Origin of the sequence: Paraburkholderia sp. A3BS-1L, from assembly GCF_051125215.1 — a bacterium.
GTDB lineage: Bacteria > Pseudomonadota > Gammaproteobacteria > Burkholderiales > Burkholderiaceae > Paraburkholderia.
Window position 1 is genome coordinate 2,679,378 of record NZ_CP120442.1, and the last position, 20,705, is coordinate 2,700,082.

At 66.9% G+C, this 20,705-nt stretch carries 16 protein-coding genes; 5 read left to right on the forward strand and 11 right to left on the reverse strand.

Annotated features, from left to right (window positions below):
• Both P5W99_RS12230 and P5W99_RS12235 read right to left on the reverse strand, forming a co-directional pair.
• Complete coding sequence (locus P5W99_RS12230) at window positions 1–3,270, reverse strand: efflux RND transporter permease subunit (RefSeq protein ID WP_421024666.1); 3,270 nt, start codon at window positions 3,268–3,270, stop codon at window positions 1–3.
• A gap of 15 nt (window positions 3,271–3,285) precedes the next feature.
• Entirely contained in the window at window positions 3,286–4,566 is a 1,281-nt protein-coding gene (locus P5W99_RS12235; RefSeq protein ID WP_434660946.1) for an efflux RND transporter periplasmic adaptor subunit, read from the reverse strand.
• A 438-nt stretch (window positions 4,567–5,004) separates the two neighbouring features.
• Here P5W99_RS12235 and P5W99_RS12240 point away from each other — a divergent pair, with 438 nt between their 5' ends.
• Window positions 5,005–5,655, forward strand: a complete 651-nt coding sequence (locus tag P5W99_RS12240) for a TetR family transcriptional regulator (protein WP_421024668.1) — start codon at window positions 5,005–5,007, stop codon at window positions 5,653–5,655.
• 87 nt (window positions 5,656–5,742) lie between these two features.
• Here the strand turns inward: P5W99_RS12240 and P5W99_RS12245 are convergent, their stop codons facing one another.
• Complete coding sequence (locus P5W99_RS12245; protein WP_421024669.1) at window positions 5,743–6,378, reverse strand: cysteine hydrolase family protein; 636 nt, start codon at window positions 6,376–6,378, stop codon at window positions 5,743–5,745.
• Between the two features lie 224 nt (window positions 6,379–6,602).
• On the opposite strand from P5W99_RS12245, the gene P5W99_RS12250 reads away from it, so the two are divergent.
• Window positions 6,603–7,643 (forward strand): helix-turn-helix domain-containing protein, encoded by a 1,041-nt coding sequence (locus P5W99_RS12250; protein WP_421024670.1) that lies wholly within the window; start codon window positions 6,603–6,605, stop codon window positions 7,641–7,643.
• Window positions 7,644–7,676: 33 nt separating this feature from the next.
• Here the strand turns inward: P5W99_RS12250 and P5W99_RS12255 are convergent, their stop codons facing one another.
• The 6 genes from P5W99_RS12255 to P5W99_RS12280 all read right to left on the reverse strand — a co-directional run bounded on the left by P5W99_RS12255 (window position 7,677) and on the right by P5W99_RS12280 (window position 13,561).
• Window positions 7,677–8,405, reverse strand: a complete 729-nt coding sequence (locus P5W99_RS12255; protein ID WP_421024671.1) for a CoxG family protein — start codon at window positions 8,403–8,405, stop codon at window positions 7,677–7,679.
• Window positions 8,406–8,501: 96 nt separating this feature from the next.
• The gene (locus P5W99_RS12260; RefSeq protein ID WP_421024672.1) at window positions 8,502–8,867 is read right to left on the reverse strand and encodes a DUF427 domain-containing protein; all 366 of its coding nucleotides are present in this window, start codon (window positions 8,865–8,867) and stop codon (window positions 8,502–8,504) included.
• Between the two features lie 221 nt (window positions 8,868–9,088).
• Window positions 9,089–9,535 (reverse strand): carboxypeptidase regulatory-like domain-containing protein, encoded by a 447-nt coding sequence (locus tag P5W99_RS12265; RefSeq protein WP_421025263.1) that lies wholly within the window; start codon window positions 9,533–9,535, stop codon window positions 9,089–9,091.
• A 401-nt stretch (window positions 9,536–9,936) separates the two neighbouring features.
• Window positions 9,937–11,430: a DegQ family serine endoprotease gene (locus tag P5W99_RS12270; RefSeq protein ID WP_421024673.1), complete on the reverse strand. Its 1,494-nt coding sequence runs from the start codon at window positions 11,428–11,430 to the stop codon at window positions 9,937–9,939.
• 138 nt (window positions 11,431–11,568) lie between these two features.
• Window positions 11,569–12,870 (reverse strand): ATP-binding protein, encoded by a 1,302-nt coding sequence (locus tag P5W99_RS12275; protein ID WP_421024674.1) that lies wholly within the window; start codon window positions 12,868–12,870, stop codon window positions 11,569–11,571.
• 28 nt (window positions 12,871–12,898) lie between these two features.
• A complete protein-coding gene (locus tag P5W99_RS12280; RefSeq protein WP_035532497.1) occupies window positions 12,899–13,561 on the reverse strand; it encodes a response regulator in 663 nt (220 codons plus the stop codon).
• Window positions 13,562–13,843: 282 nt separating this feature from the next.
• Here P5W99_RS12280 and dacB point away from each other — a divergent pair, with 282 nt between their 5' ends.
• The 3 genes from dacB (at window position 13,844) to P5W99_RS12295 (ending at window position 18,203) form a co-directional block, all read left to right on the forward strand.
• Window positions 13,844–15,520 carry a D-alanyl-D-alanine carboxypeptidase/D-alanyl-D-alanine endopeptidase gene (gene dacB / locus P5W99_RS12285; RefSeq protein ID WP_434662579.1) on the forward strand — a complete coding sequence of 559 codons (1,677 nt, stop codon included), beginning with the start codon at window positions 13,844–13,846 and terminating at the stop codon, window positions 15,518–15,520.
• A 280-nt stretch (window positions 15,521–15,800) separates the two neighbouring features.
• A complete protein-coding gene (locus P5W99_RS12290) occupies window positions 15,801–16,736 on the forward strand; it encodes a sterol desaturase family protein (protein ID WP_421024676.1) in 936 nt (311 codons plus the stop codon).
• A 78-nt stretch (window positions 16,737–16,814) separates the two neighbouring features.
• Window positions 16,815–18,203, forward strand: a complete 1,389-nt coding sequence (locus P5W99_RS12295) for an acylhydrolase (RefSeq protein ID WP_421044973.1) — start codon at window positions 16,815–16,817, stop codon at window positions 18,201–18,203.
• 110 nt (window positions 18,204–18,313) lie between these two features.
• Here the strand turns inward: P5W99_RS12295 and P5W99_RS12300 are convergent, their stop codons facing one another.
• Complete coding sequence (locus P5W99_RS12300; protein ID WP_421024678.1) at window positions 18,314–19,348, reverse strand: L-threonylcarbamoyladenylate synthase; 1,035 nt, start codon at window positions 19,346–19,348, stop codon at window positions 18,314–18,316.
• A gap of 13 nt (window positions 19,349–19,361) precedes the next feature.
• Complete coding sequence (locus P5W99_RS12305; protein ID WP_421024679.1) at window positions 19,362–20,579, reverse strand: 5-(carboxyamino)imidazole ribonucleotide synthase; 1,218 nt, start codon at window positions 20,577–20,579, stop codon at window positions 19,362–19,364.
• Window positions 20,580–20,705: the final 126 nt, after the last annotated feature.

Sequence of the window (20,705 nt, forward strand, 5' to 3'; positions counted from 1 at the left end):
TCAATGTCCTTCCTTGCCCTGGCCGTTGCCGCCGCCGCTGTTGCCGCCGCCGCCATTGCCACCACTATTCGCGCCGCCCTTGCCATCATTGCCGCCGTTCTCGTCGTCATGGTCGTGCGCGTGGTGCTCTTCGTAATGCGCAAGCGCCGTGTCGGCGTCTTCCTTCTCGCCGGCGAACTTCGCGCGGATCACCACGAAGAACATCGGGATCATGAAGATCGCGAGGAACGTCGCGGTGATCATCCCGCCGATCACGCCCGTGCCGATCGCGTGCTGCGATGCCGAGCCCGCGCCGTTACTGATCGCGAGCGGCAGCACGCCGAGAATGAACGCCATCGAGGTCATCAGAATCGGCCGCAGACGCAGTCGAGAAGCTTCGAGCGCCGCTTCGATCGGTCCGATCTTCCCGTCGGCCTGCAAATCTCGCGCGAACTCCACAATCAGAATCGCGTTCTTCGCCGAGAGACCGACGGTGGTTAAGAGCCCCACCTGGAAGAACACATCGTTTTCGAGGCCGCGCAGCGTCACCGCGAGCAGCGCGCCGAGCACGCCGAGCGGCACCACCATGATGACCGCGAACGGAATCGACCAGCTCTCATAGAGCGCCGCGAGACACAGGAACACGACGAGGATCGAGATGCCGTAGAGAATCGGCGCCTGCGAACCCGACTGAATTTCCTGGAACGACAGGCCCGTCCACTCGTAGCCGATGCCCGCGGGCAGCTTCGCCGCGATCTGCTCCATGGCCGTCATGGCCTGGCCCGTCGACTTGCCCGGGGCCGCCTGACCCTGGATTTCCATCGCCGAGATGCCGTTATAGCGCTCGAGCTTGGGCGAGCCATACGTCCAGTGGCCGCTCGCGAACGCGCTGAACGGCACCATCCCGCCCGAGCCGTTGCGCACGTACCAGATGTTCATATCGTCTGGCGTCATGCGGAACGGTGCGTCGGACTGCACGTACACCTTCTTGATACGACCGTCCGTATCGAGGAAGTTGTTCACGTACTGCGACGCCCACGCGATCGAGAAGGTCTGGTCGATCGCAGCCGACGTCACGCCGAGCGCATTCGCCTTCTCGCGGTCGATGTCCACCTTGTACTGCGGCGTGTCGTTCAGGCCGTTCGGGCGCACGACCGCGAGCGACGGATCCTTCGCCGCCATGCCGAGCAGCATGTTGCGCGCTTCCATCAGCTTCTCGTGGCCGAGACCGCCGCGGTCCTGCAACTCGAAGTCGAAGCCCGAGGCCGTGCCCAGTTCAGGAATCGAAGGCGGATTCACCGGGAACACCATCGCGTCCTTGTAGCCCGCGTAGTGCGCGAACATGCGGTGCACCAGCGCCTGCACCTTCTGGTCCGCGTGCTGGCGCTCCTTGTAGTCCTTGAGCCTCACGAACGCGAGGCCCGAGTTCTGGCCGCGGCCCGCGAAGCTGAAGCCGTTCACCGTGAACACCGACTCGACGATGCTGCCTTCGTCCTTGAGCAGGTAATCCGTGATGTTGGCGAGCGTGCGCGCCGTGGTTTCCTGGGTCGAGCCCGAGGGCGTCTGCACGATCACGAACATCGTGCCCTGGTCTTCATCGGGCAGGAACGACTTCGGCAGGCGCACGAACAGCAGCCCGACCGCGACGATCAGCGCGAGATAGATGATGAGCCAGCGGCCCGAGCGCTTGATGACGTGATACACGCCGCTGTGATACTTGTCGCGACTCGTCTCGAAGGTGCGGTTGAACCAGCCGAAGAAGCCCTTCTTCTCTTCGTGGTGGCCCTTCGGGATCGGCTTGAGAATGGTCGCGCACAGCGCCGGCGTGAGAATCAGCGCGACGAGCACGGACAGCACCATCGCCGCCACGATCGTGAGCGAGAACTGCCGGTAGATGGCGCCCACCGAGCCGCCCGAAAACGCCACCGGCACGAACACCGCGGAGAGCACGAGCGCCACGCCCACGAGTGCGCCGGTGATCTGGCCCATCGCCTTCCTGGTCGCTTCCTTCGGCCCCAGGCCCTCTTCCACCATCACCCGCTCGACGTTCTCCACCACCACGATGGCATCGTCCACGAGCAGGCCGATGGCGAGCACGAGGCCGAACATCGAGAGCGTATTGATGGAGAAGCCCACCATCCCCATGATCGCGAACGTGCCCAGCAGCACCACCGGCACCGCGATGGTCGGAATCAGCGTGGCGCGCAGGTTCTGCAGGAACAGGTACATCACGAGGAACACCAGCACGATGCCTTCGAGCAGCGTCTTGATCACTTCCTCGATCGACAGGCGCACGAACGGCGTGGTGTCGTACGGGTACTGCACGACGAGACCGTGCGGGAAGTACTTCGAGAGGCTGTCGATCTTCTGGCGCACGAGCTTCGCGGTCTGCAGCGCGTTGGCGCCCGTCGCGAGCTGAATGCCGAGGCCCGCAGTAGGCGCGCCGCTGTACTTCGTATCGAAGTTATACGTTTCGCCGCCGAGCGCAATTCGCGCCACGTCCTTCAAGCGCACCTGCGAGCCGTCCTGGTTCACCTTCAGCAGGATGTTGCCGAACTGCTCGGGCGTGCGCAGCAGCGTCGATTCGGTGATGGTCGCCTGGAACGCCTGCCCCGCCACCGACGGCGTGCCGCCCAGCTGGCCGCCCGCGATCTGCACGTTCTGCGCGCTGATCGCGGCCGAGACGTCCGATGGCGTGAGGTTGTAGTTCGTGAGCTTGTTCGGATCGATCCAGATGCGCATCGCGTACTGCGAGCCGAACAGCGTCACCGTACCCACGCCGTCGATACGGCTGATCGGGTCCTTCACGTTCGACGCCACGTAGTTCGCGAGGTCGTACTTGCTCATGCTGCCGTCTTGCGACACGAACGCGAGCACGAGCAGGAAGCTGCTGCTCGACTTCGTGACGCTGATGCCCAGCTGCTGCACCACCTGCGGCAGGACCGGCGTGGCGAGCTGCAGCTTGTTCTGCACCTGCACCTGCGCGATGTCCGGATTGGTGCCGGCGGCGAAGGTCAGCGTGATAGTGGCCGTGCCCGAGTCATCGGAAGTGGACGAAAGATACAGCAAGTGGTCGAGACCGCTCATCTGCTGCTCGATCACCTGCGTGACCGTGTCTTCCACCGTCTTGGCCGATGCGCCCGGATAATTCGCGCTGATCTGAATGGAGGGCGGCGCGATGGTCGGATACTGCGCGACCGGCAGCGTGAACACCGACGCCACGCCCGCCAGCATCAGGATGATGGCGATCACCCATGCAAAAATCGGGCGATCGATAAAGAACTTTGCCATGAAGCAGGCTCCCTGTTATTGCGCAGCGGAAGCAGCGGGTACGGAGGCAGCGTGAGCCGCCGATGCGCCGGCTCCGGATGCCCCCGAAGCGCCGCTCGCGCCCGCGAGACCCGCAGCCGTCGCCTGGTCCGCCGAAGGCGCGCCTGGCGGCGGCGGCGGCGGCAGATGCGCATCGACCGCCTTCACCGTTGCGCCCGGGCGAACCTTCTCGGTGCCCTGCACGATCACGCGGTCGCCCGCGTTCAGGCCGCTTTCTACGACCCAGTCCTGGCCCTGCGTACCCGACGTGACAATGACGTGCGGCACGACCTTGTTGTCCTTGTCGACGAGCAGCACCGTGGCCTGGCCCTTCTGGTCGTGCTGCACGCCCACCTGCGGCACGAGGAACGCGTGCTCGTTGGTGCCTTCGTCGATGCGCGCGCGCACGAACATGCCGGGCAGCAGCACGCGGTCGGGGTTCGGGAACAGCGCGCGGATCGTGACCGAGCCGGTGGTCTGGTCGACCGTGACGTCGGTGAACTGGAGCTTGCCCTGCTGCGAGTAGGTGCGGCCGTCTTCGAGCACGAGTGAGACCTTGGCCGCGTCGGGCCCATTGGTCTTCAGGCGCCCCGCTTCGACGGCGCGGCGCAGCTTCAGGCCGTCGAGGCTCGACTGCGTGAGGTCCACGTATACCGGGTCCATTTGCTGCACGGTGGACATCAGCGTCGCCTGGCTCGCCTGCACGTAGGCGCCCGGCGTGACCTGCGAAATACCGACCTTGCCGGTGATCGGCGAGACCACGTCGGTGTAGCCAAGGTTGATCTGCGCGGTGTCGACCGCGGCCTTGCCCGCATCGACATCGGCCTGTGCCTGGCCTTGCGCGGCCACGGCGTTGTCGTAGTCCTGCTTGCTGACCGCGTTGGCCGCGACGAGCACCTTGTAGCGCGCGACGAGCGCGTTCTGCGTGACGAGATTCGCCTTCGCCTTCGCGAGCGAGGCCTTGGCGTTATTGAGGATGGCGATGTACGGCGCCGGGTCGATCTTGTACAGGCGCTGGCCCGCCTTCACGACTGAACCCTCGGTGAATTCGCGGCGCAGCACGATGCCGTCGACCCGCGCGCGCACCTGCGCGACGAGGAAGGCATTGGTGCGGCCCGGCAGTTCGGTCACGACAGGCACGGACGTGGGCTGGACGGCGATCACGCCGACTTCGGGGGTTTGCGGCGGCGGAGCGGTGTTTTTTTGCCCGCACGCTGCGAGCACTACGGCAGCCGTCGCGAAGGTGATTAGGCGGAATGGAACCCGTTCGACGCGCATGGAGCAACCTCTGTCTATAACTGACAATAAAAGCGTGCGGCGTTCTTCCTTCGTGAGGAAGAACGGCGGCACACGCCAGCATCTGCAATAACTGACGGATAACCCGGTGCTTCAGGAATGGCGCGATACCGGTTTGCACAACATCCGTCCGGGCGACTTCGTTTTGGCGCACAACGTAAGCAAACGGCGCGCACTGGGGTTTCTACGACTAGTGGCCAGTGACGGATATTAACCGGACATCAATTCTTGAGGCATCCAGGTGGTGGGGTGGTATTATAGATACATTCGCGAATGAATGTATAAGAACAAATCGTTCCGATTCCGAGGCTGCATAAGAGCGTTCGGCACACGACGTGTGTATTACAAATTAATACATTGCTGATCCGGCTCTTATATGCTTTCTTTCCCCGATAACCCACATATTGAGCAGTAACCTCCATGGTCCGACGCACGAAAGAGGAAGCGCTGGAGACGCGCAACCGCATTCTCGATGCCGCAGAGCACGTCTTTTTCGAAAAAGGCGTATCGCGCAGCTCGCTCGCCGACATCGCCCAGGCCGCCGGCGTCACGCGCGGGGCGATCTACTGGCATTTCGAGAACAAGGGCGACCTCTTTACCGCCATGTTCGACCGCGTGGTGCTGCCGCTCGACGAGATGAAGGCGGCCACGGTCGACCCGGACGAGCCCGACCCGCTCGGGCGCATCAAGGACCTGTGCGTGCTGTGCCTGCGCGACACCGCCACCGACGCGAAGCGCCGGCGCGTGTTCGAGATCCTGTTTCTGAAGTGCGAGTTCGTGGAGGAAATGGGCCCGGTCATGGCGCGCCATCAGGGCAATATGCGCGAGGGCCTCGTGCGCATCGAGGAAGGCTTGCGCAACGCGATGTCCAAGGGGCAGTTGCCCGCCGATCTCGACGCCCCGCGCGCGACGCGCGTGCTGCACTCGTTCATCACCGGCGCGCTGCGCGACATGGCGATCCTGCCCGATATGTTCGACGTGGCGCACAACGCGGAGCGGCACGTCGAGGCCATGCTCGACGCGCTGCGCTACAGCCCGGCGCTGCGCGTCGCTCCGGCGGCGACGGAATAGCGGCCCGTCCGGGTGCGGCGGCCCGCGAGGACGCTCTGCCTCCGCCTGCCGGGATCAGTCCGGCATCAATCCGGCATCACTGCCATATCAAGCCGCCACCTGGCTGGCCCGCGCGCGCTGATTCGAGGCGTAAATGTTGTCGCGCTCCAGCGGCACGCCCGTTTCGAGCGCGGCAATCCAGGCATCGGTGCTCGCGACCGCCGCGAAGCGCGAGTGCATCACGACCTTGAACACGCGATGGATCTCCTCGGCACTCGCCGCGCCCGCCGCGTTTTCGTAGGGCACCGAGCCCGAGGCGTCCTCGAGGAACTCGACCGCGAGGCCCGCGTGCGTCGCATCGAACACCGTGGACGCGTCGCAGTTGTGCGTCATGTAGCCGGCAACAGCCAGCGTGTCAATGTGGTGCGCGGCGAGCCATGCGGAGAGATCGGTGCCCGCGAAGGCGCTCGGCAACGCCTTTTCCACGTAATGATCGCGCTGGCGCGAAGCCACCACGGGGTGCAGCTCGGCGCCAACGCTGCCGCGCGCGAACAGCGGCGACCCGACGGGCGCGAAGTTCTGCACCACCACGACCGGCACGCCAGCGGCGCGTGCGGCATCGATCGCGCGGCCCACGTTGGCGAGCGACGTCTGCACGTCCGGGTATTCGATCGGCAGGTCGCCGGTGACGTATTCGTTTTGCACGTCGATGATGATCAGCGCACGGCGGGGAGTTGCGGACATGGCGATACCTCCTTCTTCGATATGAGCCTGGCGAGAAAACCGGGGGAAATCCGGGTGGAAACTCGATGGAATCCGCGGCCGGCCAGGCAACCCGGCTGCGATGGAGGCATTCTCGGGTGGCGCATCGGACGTGCACAGTGGCCCAAATGACAACTTTCGATAGAATTGGGCCAAACCTGGGCGAATGATACGTGCTCACCCCCCCCCGACTCGCAAGGCGATCGATGCCCACCGCTCCCCGTACCCCGACGCCGGCCACCGCACCCACCGCGACAGCGTCAACGACAACCCCAACGCCCGCAGCAGCGCCGGCCGCGCGCCGCATTGCCGTGGTCGCGTTCGATCGCATCATCCCGTTTCATCTCTCGGTGCCGTGCATCGTGTTTGGCGAACCGCGCCCCGAAGGCGGCGTGCCGCCGTTCGAGTTGATCGTCTGCGCCGCGGAACCGGGGCCGCTCGCGACGACGGCCGGCTTTACGATCGGCGCGTCCTGCGGCCTCGAAGCGCTCGAACACGCCGATGTGGTCGTCGTGCCAAGCTGGCGCGATGCCGAAGAAGTGCCGCCCGGCGCGCTGTGCGAAGCGCTGCGCGCGGCGCACGCACGCGGCGCGGTGCTCGTGGGCCTGTGTTTCGGCGCCTTCGTGCTCGCGCACGCGGGCTTGCTCGACGGCCGCCCGGCCACCACGCACTGGGCCGCCGCGGACGCCTTCGCGCGCCAGTTCCCGCAAGTGCGCTTCGATCCCGATGTCCTCTATGTCGACGACGGCGACATCCTCACTTCGGCGGGTACGGCAGCGGGTCTCGACTGCTGCCTGCATCTGCTGCGGCGCCTCGCCGGCACGCAGGCGGCCAACTACGTGGCGCGGCGGTTAGTGGTGCCGCCGCATCGCCAGGGCAGCCAGGCGCAGTACGTGCAGCAACCCGTGGCGGCGCGCGGGCGCGGCGACCGGCTCTCGAGCCTGCTCGACTGGATCCGCGCTCATCTCGACACGCCGCATACGCTCGACTCGCTTGCGCAGCGCGCGCTCATGAGCCGCCGCACCTTCACCCGCCAATTCCGCCTGACGACAGGCGCCACCGTGAGCGCGTGGCTGCTCGGCGAGCGGCTCGCCCGCGCGCAGCAACTGCTCGAAACCACCGACCAGCCGATCGACGCCATCGCGCAGGGCGCGGGCTTTGGTTCGGCCGCGTCGCTGCGCCAGCATTTCGTGGAGGCATTCAGGACCTCGCCGTCGGCATGGCGACGGGAGTTCCGGGGGACGTGAAAGAATGTGAGGGTGATGTGAAGCCGCGCCGCCTCAGCCTTCCGCAAGACGCCGCGCGACGTAAAACAGCAGCGCGACGAAAAAGATCATCGCGGCCCAAACCCAGTTCGGCATCACGTGCGGCGCAGGCTCGTGATGAAGCGTGCCCGCGGCGCGGCCCGAGAGCGTGCCGCCCGCTTGCGGGAGCAGATGCGCACGCCGCGCGACCGCCGCGAGATTGATGGGCCGCAAAAACACATGCTGACGCCGGGGCGCCTCGCCACGCGCGCGGTTCGGCGCCCGCCCATGCTTGGCCGCAACCACGGCGCAAAATTCGGTGAAGAACTCATCGGCGAGTTCGTGGAGCGCGTTTTCGATCTGACGCGGCGGCAGTTCGCCCAGCGGCCCGGTCAGCGTGGCCCACACCGAATAGTCGATGCGCGTGCTCGCGCCCTTGCCCATCGCGGCCGGTTCCTCCTCGCGCAGTGCGACGTCGATCTGGCCGCGCAGCGAACCGATGCCGTCGGCGCGCGCGCGAAAGCTCAGCACCCGGCGCGGCGTGAGCGGCACCGTCGCAACGTCGCTGGCGATGTGAGCGCGCACTTCGTAACGCGCGCGCAGCGGTCCGAGTGGCACGGTCAGCGTGATCGCATACTCGCCGGGGCCGAGCCGCCTGAACGACTCGCAATGCTCCAGACTCGCCCGCACGAGCGCGACCTCCTGCAGCGCCTGCCAGACGGCAGACGGCTCGAGCGGAATCCTCAACGCATCGTTCAGTTCCATGGCGGCTCCCCGGTGGCGGTTCGAGAAGTTCCTTCAGGTCGTTCGGCGGGTGAGAGCATCAAACGGCAATCAATAGTCGAGCGCTCGGGCGCTTTCTCAGGAGGTCTGATCGATGCGGTCCACGCGCCCGGCGTGAAACGCCAGATAAGCCTTGATGCCGCGCACCGCCTCGAGTGGCGTCTCGTAGCTCCATGCGGCGTCCTCGACGCAGCCATCCTCGGTGCGCAGGTGGTAAAAGGACGCCTTGCCCTTATGCGGGCAGGCTTCGGTGCGTGTGGAGCGTTCGAGCCGCGCCATGTTCACGTCGGCGCGCGGGAAGTAAAACACGTCCGGATTGCCGGTCTCGACGAGCGTGAGCGCCGCGAGCGTATCGGCAATCGTGATGCCGCCGTGGATCACGCGCACGCGGTGACGGTTCACGACGATGTCGATGCGATGGCCGGTATCCGGTTCGACCGTCATGGTCTGCTCCCTGAGCGATGGGCGCCGCCGCGCTTTCGCGCGGCGCCTCACCCGGCACGGCGTGCCGGTTCTATCGTCAACTTGCCGGCCCAGCCACGCCGGGGCGAAAAGGTCCGGTCGCGCGGCAGCGGTGCCAGGAAATTCACGGCAAGTCCGTGGTTTTCATTATCCGCGAAACTCCGGGGGCTTGCGCGAATTCGGCTGCCGCGCGCCGCCAGGGCTTACCAGATGAACGATGCGCGGGCGCTGCCATTCGAGCCCACCGTCACGGCACTGGTCTTGTCGATGCCGTTGTGGCTCGCGTGCACGGTATAGCGCCCCGGGCGCACGCGCACGAGCATGTACGGCCCGCGCGCAGTCGCATCGAGCACGCTCGCGCCACGGGCGTCGACGATCTGCACGCGCACGTCGGCAAGGAATTCGGCGCTGCGGTCGGTGAAGCGCAAGGAAAGCGGCCACTGCGACCGAGCCGCTTGCAGCGCCTTCGATTCGTCGAGGCCGACACCGCCCGACACGAACTCCACGCTGCCTTGCTGCTGCACTTGCGGCATGCCGCCGCCGTTGGTGTTGCCGGCGCTCGACATATCGGTGCTCGAACCGCCCACTGCGCCGTTCGCGGGATTCATGCCGTTCACTGCACCGTGGGCGCCGCCTTGCTGGGCTGGCATCGGCTGCATCGGCGCTTGCTGCGCTGGCATTTGCTGCATTGGTGCTTGCTGCATTGGTGCTTGCTGCATCGGCATTTGCTGCGCCGGCATTTGCTGCGCCGGCATTTGCTGCGCCGGCGCGTTCTCTTGCGGCATCGGCACCTGCTGCACCGGCGCGCTGCCTTGCTGCGCTGCCGCGACGCCCGCGAAACCGAGTGTCAGGGTCGCCGCAATCGCAACGATCGAAAGAACTGGACGCGTTTGATGGAACCTCTTCATCGTGAATGCTCCTTACAAATTGCCTCGGTATCGAACCGGCGCAAAATGCATGCCCAACTCGTGAGGCATGAACAACACGCTGAAAAGAAAACTACCGCCGGGGCGCGAAGCCCACGGCGGCAGTGAAAAAATAGGGTCCGCGCTCAGCCGAGATCGACCGGCACGAAGATCTGCGCGTCGTCGCGCTGAATCAGGAGTGCGATGCTGTTACCCGCTTGCGCGATCATCTGCTTGAGCTGGTCGGGGCTCGTCACTGCGCGGCCGTTCACCGCGAGAATCACGTCGCCGGGCTGGATGCCGGCATTTTCCGCGGCGCCGGACGCCTGCTCGACCAGCAAGCCGTGATCGATCGAGCCATTGCCCTTCTCTTGCGGCGAGAGCGGGCGCACCGCAACACCGAGGCGCCCCTGCATCTGCGACTGAGGCGTGTCGTTCGAGGCGAGCTTGCTGTCGGTGAGCGCGCCGATGGTCGCCGTGAAGTCCTTGGTCGACTTGTCGCGCCAAACCTGAATGTCGGCCTTCGTGCCCGGCTTCATGCCCGCGATCAGCGAAGGCAGGTCGACCGAATCGCCCACCGCCTGGCCGTTCACGGCAAGAATCACATCGCCGGGCTTCAGGCCCGCCTTCGCGGCCGGACCGCTTGCGTCCACCGAACTCACCAGCGCGCCGCGCGGCTTGTCCATGCCGAACGAGTCGGCGAGCGTCTGGTTCATCGACTGCACGGCCACGCCGAGGCGGCCGCGGCTCACATGACCGGTCTTGACGAGTTCGTCCTTGACCTTCATGGCCTCATTGATCGGGATTGCGAACGAAAGGCCCTGGAAGCCGCCCGTCTGCGAATAGATCATCGAGTTGATGCCGATGACTTCGCCCTGCAGATTGAACAGCGGGCCGCCCGAGTTGCCGGGGTTCACCGGCACGTCGGTCTGGATGAACGGCGTGTAGTTCTCGTCGGGCAGCGAGCGCGACTTCGCGCTGATGATGCCCGAGGTCACGGTGTTGTCGAAGCCATACGGCGAGCCGATCGCCACCACCCACTGGCCGACCTTGCTCTGGCGCGGGTCGCCGATCTTCACGGTGGGCAGATCCTTCGCGTCGATCTTGAGCACGGCGACGTCGGACTGCTTGTCCGCGCCCACGACCTTGGCCTTGAATTCGCGCTTGTCGGTGAGCTTCACGGTCACGACGTTCGCGCCGTCCACAACGTGCGCGTTCGTGAGAATGTAGCCGTCCGGGCTGATGACGAAGCCCGAGCCGAGACTCGAGCTAGGCGTGTCGGGCTGCATGCCGCCGCCGTCGCCGCCCATGCCGGGCACGCCGCCGTAGAAGTGCTTGAAGAACTGGTAGAACGGATCGCCCGGATCGATCGGCAGTTGCTGCGCCCCGCCGCGCATGGAGGCCTGCTTCACCACATGCTTCGCACTGATGTTGACGACGGCCGGGCCGTAGGTTTCCACGAGGCCCGAGAAGTCCGGAATGCCGGTCTTGGCAGCGGCCTCGGCGGGCATCATCGCGGCCTGCGCCGGGGTGATCACCTGCGGCGGCGGCACGTCGCGGCGCCCGGCCACATAGCCCGCCGACAACGCGACTGCAACGGCAATGGCCACGGCACTGCGGGTAAAGACTTTGGTATTCATAGCGGACTCCTTGCGCGGGATACTGTCACGACGTAACGAAGATTAAGCGCTATCGCTTAAAGGAGTCTTAAGCGGGGAACTTCGCCGCAAACGCCCGTGCACCGGGCGATTGCGGGATTTCCGAAATGACTCGCGATCTCAAAACCGCACGTCCACCCGCAACCCGCTCGCCGGCGAATCACCGAGCGTGATGGTGGCCTCGTGCTGGTCGGCAATGCGGCGCACGATCGCAAGACCGAGCCCCGTGCCCGATACGTCCGTTGGCGCGCGGCTCGCGCTCGCACCCACGCGATAAAAGCGATCGAACACGCGCGAGCGTTCGTCGACGGGAATGCCTGGCCCGCTGTCGTCGATGCGCACGAGCGGATGGCCATCGTCCACGATCAGGCTCACGTCCACGCGGCCACCCGCGGGCGTGTATTTCGTCGCGTTGTCGAGCAGGTTGTTGAACATCACGCGCAAGGCGTCGGCATCGCCATGCACGTGCGCGTCGACGCTCTCCTCGATGCCGAGATCCACGCCGCGCTGCTGCGCGAGCGGCGCATAGTTGAGCACGCAATCATCTAGCAGCGCATGCAGGTCGACGCTTTGCTCACGCGCGTGGCCGTCGGGCTCCGAGCGCGCGAGCGCAAGCAGTTGCTCGGCAAGACGCGTGGCGCGCGTCACGCCCGCTTGCAGATCGACGAGCGCTTCGCGGCGCGTTTCATCATCCCTTGCGCGCGCAACGAGTTGCGCCTGAATCTGCACCGCCGCGAGCGGCGTGCGCAGTTCGTGCGCGGCGTCGGCCACGAAGGCCTTTTGTGTATCGAGCGCCTGGGCAAGGCGTTCGAGCAGCGCGTTGAGCGCATGCACGAGCGGCATCACTTCACGCGGCAGGCGCTGCTCGGGCAGCGGCTCGAGCGCCTCGGGGTGGCGCGTATCGAGCGCGAGCGCCACGCGCGAAAGCGGCTTGAGTCCGCGCCCCACCACCTGCCACACGGCGAGCCCGAGGAACGGCAGCAGGACGATCAGCGGCCAGAGCGTGCGCAGCGCGACGTTTGCGGCGAGCCGGTTGCGCACCGTCATTGGCTGGGCGAGCTGCACGACGTTGTCGCCGACGATCGCGCCATAGACGCGCCAGTCGCCGCGGTCGGTGCGCTCGGTCGAAAAGCCGAGCTCCGCGCGCGGCGCGAGCGGCGCGCGCGGATGCGAGTAGTACATCAGCTCGCCGTTGCGGTTCCAGATCTGCAGAACGATGCCCTCGGTGCCGGTGTCGCGCGAGCTTAGAATCTCGTTGAACGGCTCGGAAGGCAGCGCAGCGGCAATCTCCTGCAACTGGTAATCGAACAGCTCATTGGCTTCGGCGAGCGCCTGGCGGTAGATCAGCCAGCCCGCGAGGCCCACGCCCGCGACCACGATCGCGAGCAGCCAGAACAGCAGTTGTCGTCGGATCGAACTCATTCGGAACTCATCAAGCGGGCGCTCGTCCTCACGCGTCTTTCGCGATCATGTAGCCGAGGCCGCGCACGTTGCGGATCAGGTCGGCGCCGAGCTTCTTGCGCAGCGCGTGGATGTAGACCTCGACCGTGTTGCTGCCGATCTCCTCGCCCCAGCCGTACATCTTCTCTTCGAGCTGGGTCTTGGAGAGCACCGCGCCGGGACGCGCGAGCAGCGCCTCCAGCAACGCGAACTCGCGCGCCGAGAGCGCGACGGGCGCGCCGTCCTGAGTCACCTGGTGCGAGGCGGGATCGAGCGTGATCGAGCCGTGGCGGATGGTGGACTCGCTGCGGCCCGACTGGCGGCGGATCAGCGCGCGCATGCGCGCGCCCAGTTCGTCGAGATCGAAGGGCTTGATGAGGTAGTCGTCGGCGCCGGCATCGAGACCTTTCACGCGGTCGGCGATGGCGTCGCGCGCGGTGAGGATCAGCACCGGCAGCGCCACGCCGCGCGCGCGCAAGGTGCGCAGCACGTCGAGGCCATCGCGCTTGGGCAGCCCGAGATCGAGCAGGATCAGATCGTAGGAGTCGGCGCTCGCGACCGAGAGCGCGGCCTCGCCGTCCTCGACCCAGTCGACCGCGAAGCCTTCGCCGCGCAGCGCCTTGCGCACGCCCTCGGCGATCATGCGGTCATCTTCGACTAGCAGTATGCGCATCGTAATGAATTGGCAAGGCGGCGCTCGCGGCACCGCGCTTGAAGCTCGAAGTGAATGAAGATGGCTGCATTCTAGCGCCTCGCCCCGCACCACCCGCGAGAACGACGCGCGTGCATGGGTGGTCCAGCCCTGCGCCCGCGCGACCTTTTCCCACATTTCTCGCCGGCGATGCGCGCACGCCACGCGAGGTCTTTACAATGTGCGCTTTTGCGGCGCGCGGCGCCGCGATGCGAACGCCCCCTTTCTCGTCCAACGCTCTTCATGCCGCCCGTTTTGCTGCCCATCTCGCTGTCCCGTCTACGTACCCGGTTCTGCCCGAACACCCCTCGTTCGCTTGCACGTCAATTTACTCGCCCCCTCGCGCTCATCCTCGCCTGCGCGGCGCTCGCCACCTCCTTTGCCGGCACGCCGGCCCTGGCGCAAGCCCAGGGCGAACCGCTGCCCGCCCAGCACCAGGGTGGGCGCGTGCCCGCCGTCAACGTCAGCACCGTCCTGCCGCCGGGCGTGATGGCAGGGCTCGAGCGCGCACACGTACCGCTTTCGTCGGTGAGCGTGGTGATCGAGAAAGTGGGCGACCGACAGCCGAGCGTGGCCGTCAACGCGGGCCAGCCGATGATGCCCGCCTCGACGATGAAGCTCGTCACCACCTGGAGCGGCCTCTCGATGCTCGGGCCCGACTACCGCTGGAAGACCAGCGCCTACACCGACGGCGAAGTGGACGCGAGCGGCACGCTGCACGGCAATCTCTATATCAAGGGCACCGGCGACCCGAAGCTCGTTCCCGAAGAGCTGATCGATCTGGTGCAGAAGATTCGCGCGACCGGCATCGTGCGCATCGAAGGCGCGCTCGTGCTCGACAAGAGCGAATTCGACGTGTCTACTCGCGACCTGCCCTCGTTCGACGGCGACGACAGCGCACCGTACAACGTCGGCCCCGATCCGCTGATGTACGCGTTCAAGGCGGTCTCGTTCACGTTCGCACCATCGCACGACGGCGTGTCGGTCAACGTGGTGCCGCCCGTCGCGCAATGGCAGATCGACAACCAGATCCGCGAGCGCGGCGGCAAATGCGGCGGCCTGCTGCCGAGCCCGCAGGTCACGCCGGGCGCGAACGGCGTGGTCACGGCGAGCTTCGCGGGCAACTACGCGACGCGCTGCGGCGAGCGCACGCTCAACATGGCCGCGCCCGTCGATCACAGCACCTTCTTCGCCGACGGCTTTCTCGCGCTCTGGCAGCAGGCCGGCGGCAGCTTCGAGGGGACGACGCGCGAAGGCGTCGTGCCGCCGCGCTCGCGTCCGATCGCCGTGCATCAAAGCCCGCCGCTCTCGGACGTCGTGCACGACATCAACAAGTTCAGCAATAACGTGATGGCGCGCAATCTGTTCCTCACGCTCGGCGCGGTCGCCGGCAAGCCGCCCGCGACCACGGCGAAGGCCGCAGCCGCCGTCACGGCGTTCCTGCGCAAGAGCGGCCTGAACATGCCCGATCTCGTGCTCGACAACGGCTGCGGCCTCTCGCGCGAAGAGCACATCAGCGCACTCTCGCTCGCGAATCTGCTGCAAGCCGCCAATGCGAGCCCGGTGGCGCAGCCGTTCATCGACTCGCTGCCGATCGCGGGCGTGGACGGCACCATGCGCAATCGCCTGAACAACGCGGGCGTCGACGGCAACGCGCACATCAAGACCGGCACGCTGCGCGACGTGCGCGCGATCGCGGGCTACGTGGCCGCCCAGAACGGCGAGACCTGGATCGTCGTGAGCCTCATCAACGATCCGCGCGCCGAAGCCGCGCGCGCCGCGCACGACGCGCTGCTCGAATGGGTCTATCAGGGCATGCCGGAGGAGAAGCCCGTGTATGTCGATCCGCATCCGAAGCGTGCGTCGAAGGCCAAAGCCAGGCACGCCACGAAAGCGGAAAAGACCACCAGGGTCGTGAAGCGGACGCGCGGCGCGCATTGATCGTCCGGGCGCGCCAGCCGGTCCTGGCGCGCCCGCTTCCCGCACAAATTCGATGCGCGAATCCGCGCCTGCGCATCCCTCCTTCTCTCTCCCCCATCCCCCTCACGCCGGGCGCTCCGATCGAAGCTTTCCTCTAGCAAAGCCCCGCGCGCCGTGCGCGTCGGGCGTGTACTCTGACGGGCACAGTCGATTGGCGCGTCGGAATATGCCTATCGAGACACACACAACATCGCGGCGCTGACTCGCCAGCGCCGCTCAAGGGACAAGGAGAACGGGATTCGTGCAGTTCGACGCTGAATGGCTGCTGCTCGCCCTCGCGCCCGTCTTTCTCGCCTGCATCGGCTGGGAGGCGTGGCACCTCGCCCGCACGCGCCCCGGCGCCGCGCTCTATAGCTGGCCCGACACGCTCTGCAACGCCGCGCTCGCGCTCATGCATCAGGGCGCCGACAAGCTCGCCTGGCTTGTCGCCATTCCCGTCTACGCGTACGTCTACCAGCATTGGCGCATCGTCTCGTGGCAGCCCGGCATTGGCGCGTGGCTCGCGCTGTTCGCCGCGCAGGATCTGCTCTATTACGTGTTCCACCGCGCCAGCCATCGCGTGCGATGGCTATGGGCCGCGCACGTCGTCCATCACTCGTCGGAGCGGCTCAACTTCTCCACCGCGTTCCGCCAGAGCCTCATGTATCCGGTCGCGGGCATGTGGGTCTTCTGGATCCCGCTCGCCGTGATCGGCTTCCCGCCGATGCAGATCGTCGGCATCGTGCTCGTCAATCTCGCGTTCCAGTTCTTCGTGCATACGCAAACCGTCGGCAAGCTCGGCTGGCTCGAGTACGTGTTCAACACGCCGTCGATGCACCGCATCCATCACGCGCGCAATGCGCAGTACATCGATCGTAATTACGCAGGCGTGCTTGCGATCTGGGATCGCCTGTTCGGCAGCTACGTCGAGGAAGACGCGCACGCGCCGCCCATCTACGGCATCGTCAAGCCGCTCGACACCTACAACCCGCTTAAGGCGAGCTTTCACGAATGGCTGGCGATGGCGCGCGACTGCTCGCGCATGCCCGACTGGCGCTCGCGGCTGGCCGCGCTGTTCGCGCCGCCCGACTGGTGCGAGCGCCGCGACGCCACGCACGCGGCAACCGGCCTGGCTGCGATACGCACATACGTGTCGGAAAACAACACCGAGGGTGACATCGGATCGCGCAAGACCTGACAGATTGCGTAGTCTGACGATTAAAAGCTGGCAGCAGGCAATGGCAACACACGCCACAACAGAGGAGATGAAGTGAATATGAAGCAACAAGGACCGAGACACCGTACGCTCGTGCGCGCCACCCAGATCGCTGTCGCGAGCGCGGCTTTCGCGCTCCTCGCCGCATGCGGCGGCGGCAGCAGCAGCGACTCGAGCACGCCGCCACCGCCGCCGCCGTCCGGCGTGAGCATGCAGGTCGTGGCATTCGGCACGAGCCTCACCGACGCTGGCACGTATTCGCCGCAAATCACGCCGGGCTTCGGCGGCGGCCGCTTCACGACCAATCCGGGCGAAGTCTGGGCCCAGAAGGTGTCCGAGTACTTCGGCAGTCCGATGACGCCGGCCTTCGAAGGCGGCTTCGGCCTGCCGCTGACGGCCTCGGGCGGCTTCGACTACGCGCAGGGCGGCGCAATGGTCTCCACCGGCGGCGTGGCCAACACCAGCGCCCCGATTCCCACCGCGAGCCAGCAGCCCGTGACCTGGCAGGTCGGCCAGTACCTGGCACAGCACGGCAGCTTCAATGCGAACCAGCTCGTGCTCGTCGAAGGCGGCGCAAACGAAATCCTGGCGCTGCTCGACAACAATGGCGCAGGGCTCGCAGCGTTCGGCAAGGCCCTCGCGGCCACGCCGTTCTCGACGCTCGTGAACGATCCCGCCACGCAGGCCAAGACGGTCCAGTCGCTGGTCGCGCAGGGCTTCACGCAGACTCAAGCCCAGGCGCTGGTGCCGGCCGCCATCGCGCTGCAGATCATCACGACGGATCCGAACGCCGCCACCGACTTCGCATCGGTTCTGCCGATCGTCACGGCGGCCACGACGCTGGCCACCATCGTCAACACGCAGATCGCGGGCGCGCCCAAGGTCGCGGTCGTGACGGTGCCCGACGTCGGCAAGACGCCGGCTGCGATAACGGCCGATGCGGCCGTCGGCGCGACGCCGGGCTCGGCGAACGCGCCCGACCAGGCGCTCTCGCTCATCTCCGCCGTCTACAACCTCGCGCTGCTGAAGGGGCTCCAGCCGTCGATCGCCGCCAAGAAGGTCCTGCCGATCGACACGTTCTCGTGGATCGACCAGTCGATCCAGAATGCGGCGAGCCTCGGCTTCACCGTGACGAACACGGGGACGGGCTGCAACATCACGCAGATGGCGGCCAGCGCCACCAAGTACGCACTGGCCAATCCGCAGGCGACGCTCGGCTTGAACCCGGCGACGACGCCGCAGTCGGTCATCGACGCCGCCGCGCAGCAATACGGCCAGGCTTTCGGCGACTCGCTGTTCTGCTCGCCGCAGACCTACACGACCCCGAACGCGCCCACGACCTACATGTTCGCGGATCTCGTGCACCCGACCACTTCGCTGCACGCCCAGTTCGCCACCTTCGTGGAAACGCAGCTCGCTGCCGCGGGCATCGGCAAGGCACCGCAGTAACAGAGCACGCGCAGGCCACCCGCGCCGGGCCTCCCGGCGTAAAAAAACACCCCACGGCCCGCCAGGGTCGTGGGGTGTTTTCATTTTTATCGAGCGCGGAGGATCGCGCGTTAGTCCTGCTGCGCTTCGAACGCCGCAGCTGCGCGGCCCAGGCGGTCGTTCACGGCGATCCACTCGATGGTCTCGGGAAGCTTCTCGATGAGGATGCGCGAGACGTTCGCGCGGTCGAGCGCGCGCAGCAGACCATAGAGCTCGCGCGCATAGGCCTGCGGCTCTTCCGGCGCGGCCACGAAATGCACGTTCGCGGCGCTCGCCCATGCACCGGCGCGCGAGCCGCGCGCCACCAGCGCAACCGTCTCGCCCGCGTCGCGCGCGGCCGCGAGCAGCGGCTCCAGCGCCTCGAACGGCAGCAGCGCGAGCGGCGTGCGCGGCGCGTAATGCGCCTTGAGCGTGCCCGACGCGCGCGGCGCCGTGGCGTCCGAGCCATCGGGCAGGCGCGGCGCCTCGCCCAGCACGCGCGCGATATCGTGCGGGCTCACGTGGCCCGGGCGCAGCAGCGCCGGGAAGCCACGCGAAAGGTCGAGAATCGTCGATTCGATGCCGACATCGCACGCCCCGCCATCGAGCACATGCACGGTCGCGCCGAATTCGTCGCGCACGTGCTGCGCCGTGGTCGGGCTCACATGGCCGAAGCGGTTCGCCGAGGGCGCCGCGACGCCGCCATGGCCGCCGCGCCGCTTCGAGAACGCGGCCAGCAGTTGCTGCGCGACCGGATGCGATGGGCAACGCAGGCCCACCGAATCCTGGCCGCCGCTTACCGCGTCGGGAATGCGCGCGTGACGCTTGACGATAAGCGTGAGCGGGCCGGGCCAGAACGCGTTGACGAGCTTTTGCGCCGCCTCGGGCCATTCGGCGGCCCAGTATTGCGGATCGCCGCCCGGCGGCAGATGCACGATCACCGGATGATTTGCGGGCCGGCCCTTCGCGGCATAGATGCGCGCGACGGCCTCTGGGCTCGCCGCATCGCCGCCAAGGCCGTAGACCGTTTCGGTGGGAAACGCGACCAGCTCGCCCGCGTCGAGCAATGCGGCGGCGGCTTCGATCTCGGCCGTGGTTACGTTGCGGCCTGGCTGCTGATCAGACATGATGCGGCCCGGCTCAGCGCGTGACGATGTGCAACAGGCGCGCGCAATCGCGCGCGGCCGTGCGCGCTTCGTCGAGCGTCGGCGCGGTGAAATTCACGTGGCCCATCTTGCGGCCCGGACGCGCCTCTTCCTTGCCGTACAGATGCAGGCGCGCGGAGGGCATCGCCGCGACCTGGTCCCACGGCGGCGTGACGGGCGCAGCGCCTTTCTGGGCCTTGGTCTCCCCCGCGCCCACGGCAAACCACACGTCGCCGAGAATGTTGAGCATCACGGCCGGCGAGTGCTGGCGCGGATCGCCGAGCGGCATGCCAGTCATCGCGCGCACCTGCTGCTCGAACTGGCTCGTCGCGCACGCATCGGTCGTATAGTGGCCCGAGTTGTGCGGACGCGGCGCCATTTCGTTGGCGACGAGCGAGCCGTCTTCGAGCACGAAGAACTCCACGCACAGCACGCCCACGTAGCCGAGCTTCGCAGCGATCTGCAACGCCGACTGCTGCGCCTGCTGCACGAGCGCCGCGCTCGCGTCAGGCGCCGGCACGATGGTGTGCGACAGCACGCCGTCGCGGTGCACGTTCTGCGCGAGCGGATACACCACGCTCGCGCCGCTCACGCCGCGCGCGATCAGCGCGCTCACCTCGAGCTTCAGCGGCAGGCGCTTTTCCAGCACGCAGGGCACACCGCCGAGCGAGGCATGCGCCTCGCGCACTTCGTGGGCGTTGGTCACGCGAATCTGGCCTTTGCCGTCGTAGCCCATGCGCGCGGTCTTGAGGATGCCCGGCAGCACGGCGGCCAGCGCCTCGTCGCCGATAGCTGCCAGCGCCTCGCGCGACTCGATCACCACGTGCGGCGCGACCGGCACGCCCGCCGCCGCGATAAAGCGCTTCTCCGCGATGCGGTCCTGCGCGACGGCCACGCAGCGGCCGGCCGGGCTCACGAAGGTCGACTTGGCGAGCGCGTCGAGACTTGCGGCAGGCACATTCTCGAATTCGGTCGAGACGGCTGCGCACAGACGCGCAAGCTCGGTGAGCGCGGCGGGGTCGTCGTAGGGCGCGCAGATATGGCGATCGGCGACCGCACCGGCGGGGCTCGTCGCATCGGGATCGAGCACGGCGACGCGATAGCCCATGGCCTGGGCGGCAAAGCAGAACATGCGGCCGAGCTGGCCGCCACCCACCATGCCCAGCCATGCGCCGGGCAGGATCGGTGAAACCGGAGAGTTGTCAGGAGTCATCTTCGTGGTCGGTCGCGGCTGGCCGCGGCGCGTGGGGAACGTCGCGCGTGGCCAAACCGGGGTTTAACGTCGAAGCACACACAGGCGGGAACGCGCTGCCCCGCCAGTTTGCCCCTCGACGATGTC